Genomic DNA, 14116 nt, shown 5'->3' on the forward strand with positions numbered 1-14116 from the left:
CGTAGTCACCCGCCGAATCGGAGCCACCTAGTCGCGACAGCGGATCAGATCCCACTTCCGTAGTTCTCTGGATCCGCCTCGACGATGACGGGGTTCTGCCCCGCATCCCACAGGCCAATCGCACCGATCGGAAGCGGACCGACGACATCCGCACGCCATACGAGATCGATGCTCGATCTGCCGATGCCCTCGAACGTGGAAGTGATGACTGCGGCATCGTCCTGGAAGCCGAGCTGCGCCTCCAGACGGTCCGGCAGCACCAGGTAACTGGTCACCTGCTCGTGATGCCCCTCCTGCACCTGACGCTGTGCAAGCCAACTCGTGCTCAGCGGTGTGACCGGCTGACGCCGCCCTGCGAGTGCCCCAAGCAGGAAATCATCCCAGGCGATGCCCTCATCAATGCCGGCGGGGTCTGCCGTCGCAGCAAGCGCGTCGAGCGGGTTGTCATCGATCGACGTGACATGCGGAGTGCTGCTGTGCAGTGCATGGCGCTGAATCTCGGTCATCAGTGCGCGCAGGCGCGGGGCGGCAACACGAGTGAGCACCGACTCTCGGCGCATCGTGTCGCGAAGCATCTTTCGCGTGTTGTTCGAAGAGTGCGGCAGGTCATCGTCCAGCGCACCCACTCCGAAGGCGGTGCCATCCTGACCGAGCTCCGACCCGACCTCGCGCACAAGATCGTGGAACGCATCCGCACGCCATCCCCGCCTGACCAGGTGCTCAGTCGTCATGCGTCGGAGCCTCGTGGATGCCGCATGGTCGCTCTCCACGACTGTGCCAACGCTCATCGCGAAGGGCAACGACACGCGCGCTAGCTCGTAGTCGGGCTTCGCCTGCCACTCAGGACGGATCTGCCACGGGTGATGGATCGCACGCGCCAGCAGATCAAGCCAGTCGACTGTCTGGCGGTGCAGCGAGGACAGGCGCGCCAGCTCGCGGCGCGCGCTGCGCGAGGCATCCGAGATATGCCGCAGGTGCGCATGGGTGAGATTCACCCGACGTTGGAACGACGACCAGCCACGGTGGTAAGCCGCCAAGGAAATGCTGGTCAGCAGCACAACCACGGCGGCAGCGACCACGATCGTAAGCCAGTCCTCTGGATACCAGAGACCGACGAGGAGCAGGCGCGGGCGCAGCTGAGGTATCCAGATCGGCACCAGAATCAACAGCGCCGCGACGACGGCGGTCACCAACCACCCGATGAGCATGCGTCGGTGGAACGCCTTGCGCAGTCGAACCAGCTCGCCCGGAACCGGGACGCGCAACTGCTCGATCTCTCGTGCGAACCGTGCGACGGCCTCGCCCGCCGACGCACGGTCGGCCGCAAGCCGGGCCAAGAGACGCCACGCGAACGAGCGATCACGGCTGACGGCCCAGGTGTCGTAGTCACCAACGCCCGACTCTCGTCGCTGCTGCTCAGCTGCCGCGGCTTCCGCTTCGGCCGCAGCCTCGTCGCGCCGACGACGCCTGTCTTCCCAGTGCCCGCGCATCTCGCGCTGCATCCGCTCCCGGTACTCGCGCTGCGCCACAGCCTCGACCGGAGACACGGCGGCGGATGCGGATGCGACATCAGCTTCGTCGTCTTCAGACTCATCTTCAGGGGTATCACCGGGCAGCTCCACGGTGATCGACACCGTCTCGCCCGTGCCGGTCGTGATGAATGCATGACCACCCGGAGCATCGATGGCATCCGATTGCACGGCGACAGCACTGTCGACTTCCTGATCACCGTCCTGTTCGTCAACGGGATCGGGCAGTAGCCGGAACGCGTGATCAGCACCGGCGGCGTCCACCGCGGCACGCGCCGCCAACTCTTGCCCGTTCTGCATCCATCTGATCAGGTGACCGCGCGGGTCTCCCTGGGCGAGCACGTACCAATCGATCGGCAGCGACAGGTTCGATGGCCCGTCCTCGACAGTCCACGTCTCATCCGGCGAGGGGAACACGTCAGACACGCGTCCGAACACCGGCACCTTCTCCTCCACGGAAGCGAACCCAAGGTCGGAGAGATCGGAGCTGCCGTCGAGAGAACCGAACACTAGCTCACGCAGTCGCGCCCACAGCCGAGGCGTCGTACGGAGCCTGCTGATGCCGACTGGTGCAGCCATCGCGGCGCGCGCAACGCGCTCGGACTCGAAGATCTCGTCGCGTCGAGCAATCAGTTGCGCGTCACGCGCGTCGAGAATCGCGTCGTAGTCCTCCCCGACGATGTGCGTACCATCATCGGACTGCAGCTGTTTGGTGAGCGCCCGCGCCGTGCGCGACGTCAACCAGCGCCACGCCCATTTCGGCATCGCGCTGATCTTGTCGACGCAGAACGCGCCGAAACTCTTCATCTGCGCACCGATGCCGATTCGTTCGCGATCGGGTGATTCCTCGGGGGCAGTCGGGTGAAAACTCAACGCACCCTGATCGAGAGCCATGGATGCCTCGACCATCTGCTCGACATATGCCGGAACCGCCTCGTCGTCGATGAACGCGGTGCCGGATGGCGGTGACCCGACGCTCGGGTCGATGATCAGCGAGTCCGCCTGGCTGGCGAGCTCGAGCACGTGAGCCGCGGTCCGCCGGCCGAGCGCCTCGGTGATGATCGCGTTGAGGAATACACGTGACACCCACACACTCTGCTGGCTCGACGCCTCCCGAGAGATGAGCTCGAATGTGCCGACGCCAGCTCCACTCCACAGGCCGGCGACACTCGCCAGATGCATCAGCGCAAAGCCGACGAAGCGATCGTTGTCGCGAACGAAGGCATCTCCCGACCACGGAGATGAGCGATCCTCCGGAGCTGCCACAACGACTGTGCCGTACTCGGACGCAACCCAATCCACCCGCTGCTGCAGCTGGAACTCCGTCGGTGCGCAGATCAGCGTGATACGCGAGAGATCGGTGGACTGATCCGCGATGTTCGCCGTCGGTACCGCCATCGGCATCGCCTTGGTGAGGTAGGCCTCGAGTAGGCCTGCGATCTCATCCTGTTCCTCATCGATCTCACGCGAGGGCACCGCCGAACGCAACTTGACCAATCGCACGAGCGCGAGACTCTCGCGCGCCAGCGTTTCGAACAGGTCGACCTCGACATCCTGCAATCGGTGCTCACGGTCGAGCACGAGGATGGTCGCGCCAATCCGCGGCGGCCCGGTGCGCGCGCGGCGCACTTGTTCTGGACGCACCCACAGTGCAGGGCCAAGAAGTCCCATCCGCGTCCATTCGCGAGCGACTTCCAGCACTGACTCTCCCTGCCGGCCGCTGGGAAGCAGGATGACACTGGCCTTCCCGGCCGGCCAGGACGAACGCAGCATGATCAGACCCCGCTGTCCGCGGCCCGCGTCGCCATCACAGAAGACGACAGGCTCTGCAGTGCGGCCGTCACCTGGTGACGGATCTCCCAGCTGACCGGGTAGTCGTACACCGACACCGAGAAATCGTGCTCGGCTACCTGCGAGCGGAAAGCGGAGTACTCGCTCGCGAAGTAGTCCCGCAGCGCCTGCTGGCGACCGTTGAGCCCAGCTGCGACGTCACCGGCGCGTGCGGCATCTGGCACCGGAGCGTCCGGATCGAGCTTGCCCTCCTGCACCCAGCGCATCAGGGTGTTCGACATCTCCAGATCGTCTCCGCCGAGCAGCGCCAAGACTTGATATGGGCGCAGCGGCTCCAGTGACTCCTGCGAGCTGCACAGTGCGAGTGCGATCGTCAGAGACTGCATCACCACACCCGGATAGTCATACGGCTGCGTGCGACGCGTGTCGAGCAGCGGACGAGGGAAGTCGGTGTACCGGCGAGCTGCCGGGTCCCACAGTGACAGCCCCGGGCCACGCTCGCCGCCGTCAGGATCGACTTTGAGCCAACCCAGCGCCTTGGCGACGTACCAACCGCGGATCATCGCCGAGATCACGGTCGGGTCGGCGGGGATCGCCTCACCGAGCAGGCGAGACCGCTTGAACCGCCAGAATGCCTCACGGCTCTCCTGCGTGTTCGACTGCCGCAGCCAGTCGCGCGCGATCGGCTCCATGACCGAGTCCATGACGATCGGCTGGTAGGGGAACCCGCTCATCGCGAAGACTTCGATGCCCTCCACCCGAGCATCCTGGAACCACGAGTCGGAGATCGCATCGTTCCAGAAGCCCATGGCCCCCAGCACCTGCTTCGTCACGGCGTACATCTCGGTGCCCGTCTTGAACGGGATCGAGCTGAACACCAGGCTGGTCGCCTCGTTGATCGATTTGTCGTGCACAAGTCGCAGCAGCGTCGGGTTGAGCTTGACCAACGGTTCACTTGCTCCGAGCGCGGCCTGCAGCTGCTCACGGAACTTCTCACGACGCTGGCCGAACACATCAGGGGCAAGCTCGGCCTCATCGAAGAAGCTGCGCAAATCCTCGGTGACATAGGAGTTGAATGCCGTACCTTCGCGGCGCATCCAGAGTCGAGCACGGGCGACATAGCGCTCCGGACTCGTGGCCATCGTGAACCGAGGGCTCTGCGGCGAGCGCGCGGCTTCTGGGTCAGCAGTGACAGACGGCTTCCAGGTGCGCGCCTGATCGACGAGTGACCACTTCGTGGCATCGTCTTCCTTGCGCGAGCGCGCCTCTACGCCCACGATGAGCTCACGCATGACATCGAGCACCGCATCTGAGAAGCGCCCAGCACCCTCACTGACGGTCGCACGCACCAGACGCTCGAACTCGCTAGGGTACTCATCCTGCTCGATGAGCAGACGTTCGTTCGGCGCAGGAGTGTACTTCCGCGGCACAGTGGAGTCTTCGCGCTTCGGCCAGAAATCGTAGTCGTTGTCGCGATCATCGCTGGTCTTACGTGCCCTAACGCGCAGAGAGAGCTCTTCGTACGAACCCTCCAGATGCACCCTGAGCGGTGCGAGAAAATCTCGACGCAACTCGTTCAGCAGCTGGGCCGCACTGCGCCGCAATGGCGACTCCGAGGCCCACTCCAAGCCCTGTTGGATGCGCTCGACTGCGCCGATCACGGCATCCTGATCCGGCCTGATCGACTGCTGGTTCGGCGCGCTCTGCAACTGTTCGCTGACGAGCGACGGCAGGGACTGCACCCACTCATCGCGCTGCTGTGCTTCGGCCTCGAGGCCGTCTGCCGCACTCTTGAGCGTGCGATCGAGACGCGTGAGCAGCTCGGTCACGACGGGGAGGCCGTTCGTCGCAACATGCTGCGCGATCACGTGCAGCAGTTCATCCGGCACCTCGCGGGCCCAATCCTCCATAAGCGCCTGGCGGTGACCGTGATCTTCGCGCAGAAGCTCAGGCGCGCGCGCCGTCCACTCGGCCAGAAGTCGCTGGCTCCAGGTGGTGAGGTCGAGACCACCATTCTTGTCGAGTTGCGATGGATCGCCGAGCTTGTTGAGGATGTTGTGCGCGAGCCGGTTCTTCAGCGACTCGAGCTGTGCCGTGTCGCGCAGCCTGTCGACGACGTCGTTGTGCTCTTCGGTGTCTTCGTTCAGACGCAGTTCGCGCACGAACAGCTGATAGTCCTGATCGGCGCGAACGGAGATCCACTCTGCCTCAGTGCGCTGCGCGAACAGCGGGTCGGACTCGGTGTGTGCGTAAAGCATCCGGTCGATCACCGAGCGGGCGAGGCGCTCGGCGGAATACTCGAAGAACTTGTCACGGCCGAGGGTGACCCGACCGAACCCCATCGATGAGAATGCCGGTGAGTGCTGGCCGGGGTTGATGAGTCCCGTGTTGTCCGGTAGCACGTTCGCCGAGACCCGCGCCTGCCAGTTGCCGGAAGCATAGGCCGTGATGCTGTCTTGCACACGGTCATCGGTGATCCAGGCGGACAGGCTCGTCGCGACGGCGCTGTAAACCTCGCTCTGATCGGCGAAGGTGACTTTGGAGTTGCTGCGCCCCACGATGAACGGATATGCGGCGCCGACCCGATCCCGCGCGCCACCGTACGACGGCGTGACGCCCTGCGTCTGCAGCAACTCGATCGTCGAGTTCGACGGGGTGTCGGTCCAGAATCCGTTCATGGTCTCGGCGATCGCGGCCAGCGCGTTCCCCGGAGTTCCTGCGGTGACCCCGAGCTGGTCAAAGACGTCTGGCGCGTAGAGGATGCTGAACACCTCGTTCGACCACGGGTACTGCCGCGCGGTCGACTTCACGATCTCGACGATGTCAAGGAACTGCCCCGCCCCCGAACCACCTGCGACAGAGGAGATCACGATGACGGTCGGACTGTTGTTCGTCGACTCATCACGTGCCCGAAGCGCCCGACCGAGCGTCTGCAGCTCCGCGAGCGCAGACGCATCTCCGAGGCGCGCGATGGCGTTGCGGGCCGCGACCGCGATGTCCTTCGTTGCCGATAGCGCCACAGCACGGCCGACCGCACGGAATTGCCCCGCACCCTTGGTGACATCCACCCGCACCCGACGCGGGTCGGGCAGTTGACGCTCAACGTCGGCGTGCACCGCCTGGTTCGTCGCGTGCGCACCTTCGATCGTCTTGTAGACCGTGTCGTAGTTTGCGCCGGCGCTCACTAGGCCCTTGTACTCCTGCGGGGGCAGGAACGGTGCGGGGTAGTCGACGCCGTCCTGCACGGTGGGCGTGTCGAAGTGCAGGAACTGCCACGCAGCCGGGATCCCACCACTCCATCCAGCTTGCTGAAGCTTCAGTTCGAGCTGGTACTTGAGCCCGCGCAGCGTCTTGCCGCCGGAACCGCCGACGCCGATGATGAGGAAGGGACGAAGCATGGTGACTCCTGTTTTTCAATGTTCCGTGCGGTCGGGTGTGCAGTCAGGGTCGCGGTGGCGGAGGAGTGCTCGGTCGCGGAGGTGGTGGAACGCCCGTACCCACCGGCGGCGCAGTATCGCCGCGCGAGGGTGGAGCGCTGCCCGTGTTGTTCCGACGTGGCGGAGTGGATGCCTCGCCGTCAGCCCGACCAGGACGATCTGGGCGGTCTGGACGGTCTGGACGGTCTGGATGGTCTGGGCGGTCTGGACGAGAGGATGCCGCGCCGGCAGACGCTGTGCGCTCCTGCAGCTCGGCGCGTGCCCTGTTCACTGCCTCGGCCAGTTTGATGTCAGCCTCGACCTCTCCGATGCGCTGAGCGTGCTGGCCCTGGTCGCTCGAAGACGCGCGGTGATAGATCACGAGCGTGCCATTCACGTCGTCGCCGCGCTCGGTCCGGCGCAGTTCTGCGTCGCTGACGACGACTGCCCAGAATCGATCAAGCGGAAGCTTCGCGAATCGCAGCCGCCCCTTCGAGTCCTTGGCCGCGGATGCCGTCCGCCCCGCCCTTGCCGTGATCAGAGCGCTTCCCGCAGGAGCAACTACTTCGTACCATGGCGCGCGCAGCGGGAACCATGGCACCCGCGAGCGCAGGACACCAAGATCGGCATCCGCAATCGTGCGCATACCCTCCGATGGCTTCCCGAATCGGAACGCATCCGAGAGCGCGCTACCCTCCCGAGGTGCCGTGACCTGCGCGCCTCCGGCCGTGATGCGCACCGGGAATGCAGCACGCTGGGTGTCCTTAGGCACGTCGATGCGTGTGGTTGCCCGGTTCACGAGCCACAGGATGATGAGGGGGATCAGAAGCCCCAGCAGCAGCAATCCCAGCGTCAGCAGCAGCACAGCTGCGGTATTCACCGGGTACGTGGAGCGGAACTGCAGCGGGATGTCCTGTGTGAGGACGTCACCGGATGCCGAGCGGAATTCGACCGGGACCGTCGCCTGAACGAAGCTGTCGGCTGGGGTGTCGTTGGCTGCGGAGATGGCCACGGTGACCTCACCGTTCATCGGCACCGTGATGCATTGCTCGCCGTCAAGACCACCGATGTTCCACCGCCAGCCATCACGGTTGCCCGCATCGCTGACCACGGTCGGGTCGTTCGGCAGGCACACGACGCCGTCGCCGCCCTCGGTCGGACCGGTCAGCGTGATGATGCCTGTCGCTTCGCCGTTTGCCCACTCGAGATCGGAGAGCGCCACTGGCACCGTCGCTACCCGTGGGAACTGCTTGGGCAGCGCCGTCGTGATCGTCTGCTCCACCGTCACCGGTGCGAGCGCCAACTGGTGCGTCCGCGTCACGAGCGGGTCAATCGATGCGGTGACGACGAGCTGCGCGAGGGTGAGATCAGCAGGCAGCGGTATGGATATTTTCCCCGTCGCAGCGTCGATACGCGCGCCGCTGAGTTCGGCGCGGGCACCGTTCGCATCGAGGTACCACGCAGAGAAGGTGTTGTCGCCGAACACACTCAGATCGGTCGCGTCGCCTTCGGCATCCACAACCGTCGCATCCAGAGATGACGACGCCGATCCGTCGGCCGACAGCTCGATGCTGTTGCTGTCTTCGAACACGATCCGCAGATCGCTGAACAGGAAGAGCGAACGAGCATCGCTTGCCTTGAGCTGCCATTTGCCGGGAGAATCGGCGTCCGTGCGCACGTCGATGACGCTCGCCCCGTCGGTCACCGTGACCGTCGCCCAGTCCTGTTCCGCGCCGGAGGATGCCGAATTCAAGGGCGATCCCTCGGGCGGGGTGAGCGTCCAGTCCCCCGCGAGGATGATGCGGAAACGTGCCACGCCCTCATCGATCCAGAACGAGCCGTCTGCGTCGAGCGGCTGTGGGTTTCCGCCTTCGACCTGAGCGCTCAGCTGCAGGAAGACCTGCGCGAGGGAGTCTGGCGCCGATGCCTCGACGAACGCTCCGTGCACGTGAGATGCCGGCAGCGGCTGCTGCCCGCACTGCGCCTCCGAGCCGGTCGCGGTCCCCTCGACCAGCGACTGCATGTCAGCGGCGGCGCTCTGCGACGCGGAGTCCACCGCGAGTAGGGCCCCGATCACAACGACACCGGACTGGCGAAACGAGTTGAACACCCCGCTTGCGCTGCACATCTGCGCGAGGGCGTCGAAGTCTTCCTGCTGCTGACCATCTGGGGCTTGGATGTCGAGTTGCCCGTCGGTGAGCCAGATGAGTAGCTGACAGCCGGGAGCTGTGTCCTGCTGCGACGCAAGTGAGCGCTGGGCACCGGACAGCGCGGCGGGCCAGTTCGTGTATCCGCCCGGCGTCTTGGCCCTGATGGTGTCGGCTAGTTGGCCCGGGCTCGCATCATTCCACGGCTGCCAGCCGACCGCTGCGGAATAGTCGCTGGAGAAGAAACCGGCGGCCCAGTTCACCGAGATGTCATCACGGATCGCGCCGAGCTGCTCGAGGCTGTTGCCGAGGATCGAGGCCCGGACGATGTCAGGGTCAGAACCAGGGCCGCCGCTGTCGGCGACCTCGAGCGAGTAAGAGGAGTCGACGAGGTAGTAGACGTTTAGCGTGTTCTGCGATGCGAGGCACACGCGCAGGTCGGCGATCGCCGCCTGACCGTTGTCGGAGAGACCGCTGCCGGAGACGGCGGCGACCACGCCTGGTGTTGCGGGTACGTCGGCCGCCATCGCTGCGGAACTCAACGACGTCAACCCCATCGAGGTCAGCAGCAGCGTCGCCAGTGTGATCGCTGCAGTGCGGAAGGAGCGCCTCATGACAGCCCCCACGCTTCCGCGAGCGGAACGCTGAGGTTCAGGATGTGCCAGATGCCGATGAGGATGGATACCGCGACGGTCCAGCGAAGTACCGTGCCGTAGCCGGTGCGCTGCGAGAAGTTCACGTTACGGCGCATACCTGTCCGTTGTGCGATGGCATCCCATCCGTAGCAGGCGATCACGACCACAGGCGTCAACAGATAACCGAGCAGGCTGAGCCACCATGACTCTGCCACGACCAAAGGCAGCGGGATCTCGAAGATCACCTTCACTGGCGCACTCTCGAGCGCGATGACCAGCGCTGCGAGGACGAGGCTGAGTGCCGCGGCGGAGAGTCCAACGATGAGCGGCACGGCGCTAGCGCGGCCGGCGCGTGTCACCGCCGGTCGCTGCGTCACCGCACGTGCAGCTGACGTCATCTCTTCTTCCCCCTCACACCGGCTCGGGCTGTGCCATTTAGACAGTCCTCCACACATTAGCGGCGCCCTCTGACTGTGCCTATCCAGAAACAGCCATGCCCCGATCATGAGGCCGTTACCTGTGCTCCCGATCACAGACTTCGCTCATCGCGGAACCTGACAAGAGCTGTGCCGATCAGGAAGTACGGTCGTAGTACTCCCCTTCTCAGATCGAGGTCTCGTATGTCTCGCACGGCGACCAGCCGCCGGCGCGGGCGCGGCGCACCACAAGATGGTCCGCGCGCCACGTTCCGCCAGCTTCTTCCGTTCCTCTTCGAGCACAAGCGCACGCTAATCATCGTCGCGATTCTCAGCCTCATCGGAGCCGCGACTTCACTCGTGCAGCCGCTGCTGGTCGGACAGGTCATCCTCTCCGTTCAGGCAGGCGATGCTCTGGGGATGCTGGTGTGGCTGTTGGCCGGTTTCGTGATCGTGTCATCCGTGATCTCGGGCTATCAGCACTATCTGCTGCAGCGCACCGGCACCGCGGTGGTGTACTCCAGCCGCCGCCAGCTCATCGCCCGCATCTTGCACCTGCCGATCCGTGAATTCGACGCCCGCCGTACGGGCGATCTCGTCTCGCGTGTGGGCACAGACACGACGCTGCTCTACGCCGTACTCACACAGGGGCTTGCGGATGCCGTCGGCAGCGTCGTCCTGTTCCTCGGCGCACTGATCGCGATGCTCATCATCGACCCGATCCTGCTGCTCATCATCGTTGTGGTGGTCGGGGTGTCCTTGGGCGTCGTGGTGCTGCTGAGTGGACGCATCCGCTCGGCCTCCAGTGCACAACAGGTCAAGGTCGGAGAGCTGGCGTCTGCTGTAGAACGCGCAATCGGATCGATCCGTACCGTGCGTGCTTCTGGCGCCACCGAACGAGAGACGGCGTCAGTCTCGAAGCTTGCAGGTGAGGCCTACGGACTCGGCGTGCAGATCGCGAAGGTCTCCGCTCTCGTGGTGCCGATCTCTGGTGTCGCCCTCCAACTGTCGCTGCTGGCGGTGCTGGGCGTGGGTGGATTCCGAGTGGCCGCAGGCGCCATCTCGGTACCCTCACTGATCACCTTCGTCATGTTCCTCTTCATGATGCTCATGCCTTTGGCTACTACCTTCGGCGCCATCACCTCGGTGAACCAGGCTCTGGGCGCGCTCGGTCGCATTCAAGAGGTGCTGGATCTTCCCACCGAAGACCAGGAGGATGCCTCGATCGCCGCGTCCCTGTCGGCCTCTGAGCCGGCCCCTGAGCCCGTCGAAGGGCCCGCCCTCGTCTTCCATGACGTCCGCTTCCGCTATCCCGACGTCGTTGTCGCCGCACGTGAAGCGGCCGAGACAGAGGCGCACACCGTTCTCGTCGATGCGCATCTCGAGCGCAAGACGAGCGGGCCGGACACCGACAAGCCCGCCGATCGGGATGTTCTCCGAGGCGTCTCCTTCGAGGTACCCCGCGGCTCACGTATTGCGCTGGTCGGTCCTAGCGGTGCTGGCAAGAGCACGATCCTGTCACTGATCGAGCGGTTCTACGACCCGATCGGCGGTTCCATTCGCCTGGACGGTCACGACATCCGCACCTACCCGCGCGCCGAACTGCGCGCCCGCTTCGGCTATGTGGAACAGGATGCCCCGACTCTCGCCGGCACGCTCGCCGACAATCTGCGGCTTGCCTCCCCCGATGCCACAGATGAGGACTGCGAGCGCGTGCTACGCGCGGTGAACCTCGGCGATGTGCTGGAGCGCGGCACCTTGGGTCTGCAGACTCCCGTCGGCGAAGACGGCGTGATGCTCTCCGGCGGTGAGCGTCAGCGCCTGGCGATCGCTCGGACCCTGCTCACCGAGGCACCGATCCTGCTGCTGGATGAGTCGACGTCCTCGCTCGACGGAGTGAACGAACAGCGCATGCGCGAGGCCATTGACGCGGTCGCCACCGACCGCACGCTCATCGTGATCGCGCACCGACTGTCCACAGTCGTCGACAGCGATCTGATCATCGTGCTGCAAGACGGTGAAGTGGTCGGGCAGGGCACGCACTCCGAGCTCATTGAGTCCACACCGCTGTATCGCGACCTCGCCCGGCACCAGTTGCTCGCGTAGCATCCGGCATCGGCCGTTATGAAATGCGGACTCTGTCCCGATCTGCTGACTGATTCCCCCGAAACGTCAACAGAACGGGACAGGCCCGGCTATTGGGACACGTGAGTGCCCGGATATACGCGACGGAAGGATGACGGGACCACTCAGCCATGGGTATGTCCCTGCCATCCCGCCGTCGCGGGTCTATGTGCGCGCTACTGCGCGTGCGCGAGCCGGTACCGCAGCGACGCGAGCTCTGTGCGCAGCGCAACGGGCAGGGTGTCTCCGAAGGTGTTAAAGAACTCCTCCGTGGAATCCGCCTCACGTAGCCATGCATCGGGGTCGATGGCGAACAGCTCGTCGAGATCCTGCTGCGAGACGTCGAGGCCATCGAGGTTGAGGTCCTCGATGATCGGCAGGCGACCAATTGGGCTGTCGACTGCTCCCACCTCACCGCTGATGCGGCGGATGATCCAGTCGACGACACGCGAATTGTCACCGAACCCCGGCCACAGGAAGCGGCCGTCATCACCGCGGCGGAACCAGTTGACCTGGAAGATGCGCGGTGCGCGATCGAAGCGCAACTTGCGGCCGACCTTGAGCCAGTGAGCGAAGTAGTCGCCCATGTTGTAACCGCAGAACGGGAGCATCGCGAAGGGATCGCGGCGCAGTTCGCCGAGCGTGCCTTCCGCCGCGGCCGTGCGCTCGGAGGAGATCGTCGATCCGAGGAAGACCCCGTGCGTCCAGTCGGTCGCTTCGACGACGAGGGGGACGTTCGTTGCGCGACGGCCACCGAACAGGATGACGTCGAGCGGGACTGCCTCTTCCCAGTCGTCCGAGATCTGCGGACACTGCGCTGCAGAAACCGTGAAGCGGGAGTTGGGGTGCGCGGCCGGGCGCCCGGAGTCGGGTGTCCAGTCGTTACCCTCCCAGTCGGTCAGGTGCGCCGGCGGAGTGTCGGTCAGACCTTCCCACCACACATCGCCGTCCGGGCGAAGTGCGACGTTGGTGAAGATCGTGTTGCCCCACAGCGTTTCAACGGCCGTGACATTGGTCGACTCGCCGGTGCCGGGTGCGACCCCGAAGAACCCAGCCTCAGGGTTGATGGCCCACATGCGACCGTCTTCGCCAGGACGAATCCATGCAATGTCATCGCCAAGGGTCTCGACCTTCCAGCCGGGAATTGTCGGACGCAGCATGGCGAGGTTCGTCTTTCCGCACGCCGAGGGGAAAGCCGCAGCCACGTGGTAGGCCTTACCCTTCGGGTCGATGACGCGAATGAGCAGCATGTGCTCGGCGAGCCAACCCTCGTCACGTGCGATCACCGATGCGATACGCAACGCGAAGCACTTCTTGGCGAGGATGGCGTTGCCGCCGTATCCAGAGCCGTAGGAGTAGACCTCAAGCGTGTCGGGGAAGTGCACAATGTACTTCTCGTCGTTGCAGGGCCACTCGACATCCTGCTCGCCAGGAGCGAGCGGCGCACCGACGGAGTGGACAGTCTTGACCCACGGCGCACCCTCGGCGATCTGACGGGTGACGGCGTCGCCGACTCGGGTCATGATGCTCATGGATGTCACGGCGTAGGCGCTGTCAGTGATCTGCACGCCGATGTGCGAGAGCGGGCCACCGATGGCGCCCATTGAGAACGGCACGACGTACATGGTGCGACCGCGCATCGATCCTTCGAAGATCTCGGTCATTTTCTCGTGCATCTCGGCCGGAGGCGCCCAGTTGTTTGTGGGTCCGGCATCGGATTCGCGCTCCGAAGAGATGAAGGTGCGCGCCTCAGTGCGGGCGACGTCGCTGGGGTGCGAACGTGCCAGGTACGACCCTGGCCGCCACTCGGGGTTCAGCTTGATGAGCTTGCCCTCGGAGACGAGTCCTCGCAGGAGCGCGTCGTTCTCGGCTGGTGAGCCGTCGACCCAGTGCACCGAGTCAGGCTGAGTGAGCGCGCGCACTTCCTCGACCCAGGCGGACAGCTCTGCCATCGCGAGTGTGTCATACGCGGGAGCCGTGCCCAGAGTGCGCGCCGGCATGACGGCTGGAACGCGGGGGGTGAAAGTCTCGACCATAACCATGTCTGCTCCCTTGAAG

The 14116-nt window shown here is 64.9% G+C and carries 6 protein-coding genes; 1 reads left to right on the forward strand and 5 read right to left on the reverse strand.

Translation table 11 applies throughout. The annotated features are described in order from the left end of the window. Positions 1 to 44: 44 nt before the first annotated feature. From AC1C2O_RS06700 to AC1C2O_RS06715, 4 genes are read right to left on the reverse strand one after another with little or no spacing between them, the layout of a single operon-like run. On the reverse strand, positions 45 to 3302 hold the full coding sequence (locus AC1C2O_RS06700; protein WP_495429651.1) for a hypothetical protein: 3258 nt from the start codon (positions 3300 to 3302) through the stop codon (positions 45 to 47). A gap of 2 nt (positions 3303 to 3304) precedes the next feature. Then, on the reverse strand, positions 3305 to 6718 hold the full coding sequence (locus tag AC1C2O_RS06705) for a tubulin-like doman-containing protein (protein WP_495429652.1): 3414 nt from the start codon (positions 6716 to 6718) through the stop codon (positions 3305 to 3307). A gap of 43 nt (positions 6719 to 6761) precedes the next feature. Then, a complete protein-coding gene (locus AC1C2O_RS06710) occupies positions 6762 to 9497 on the reverse strand; it encodes a vWA domain-containing protein (RefSeq protein ID WP_495429653.1) in 2736 nt (911 codons plus the stop codon). Next, positions 9494 to 9916 (reverse strand): hypothetical protein, encoded by a 423-nt coding sequence (locus AC1C2O_RS06715; RefSeq protein WP_495429654.1) that lies wholly within the window; start codon positions 9914 to 9916, stop codon positions 9494 to 9496. Before AC1C2O_RS06715 ends, AC1C2O_RS06710 begins: the two co-directional genes overlap by 4 nt. 222 nt (positions 9917 to 10138) lie before the next feature. Here AC1C2O_RS06715 and AC1C2O_RS06720 point away from each other — a divergent pair, with 222 nt between their 5' ends. Continuing rightward, entirely contained in the window at positions 10139 to 12040 is a 1902-nt protein-coding gene (locus tag AC1C2O_RS06720) for an ABC transporter ATP-binding protein (RefSeq protein ID WP_495429655.1), read from the forward strand. Positions 12041 to 12234: 194 nt separating this feature from the next. Here AC1C2O_RS06720 and AC1C2O_RS06725 read toward each other — a convergent pair whose 3' ends face one another. Further along, the gene (locus tag AC1C2O_RS06725) at positions 12235 to 14058 is read right to left on the reverse strand and encodes a phosphoenolpyruvate carboxykinase (GTP) (protein WP_495431699.1); all 1824 of its coding nucleotides are present in this window, start codon (positions 14056 to 14058) and stop codon (positions 12235 to 12237) included. Positions 14059 to 14116: the final 58 nt, after the last annotated feature.

This window comes from Microbacterium sp. Y355 (genome assembly GCF_059445345.1).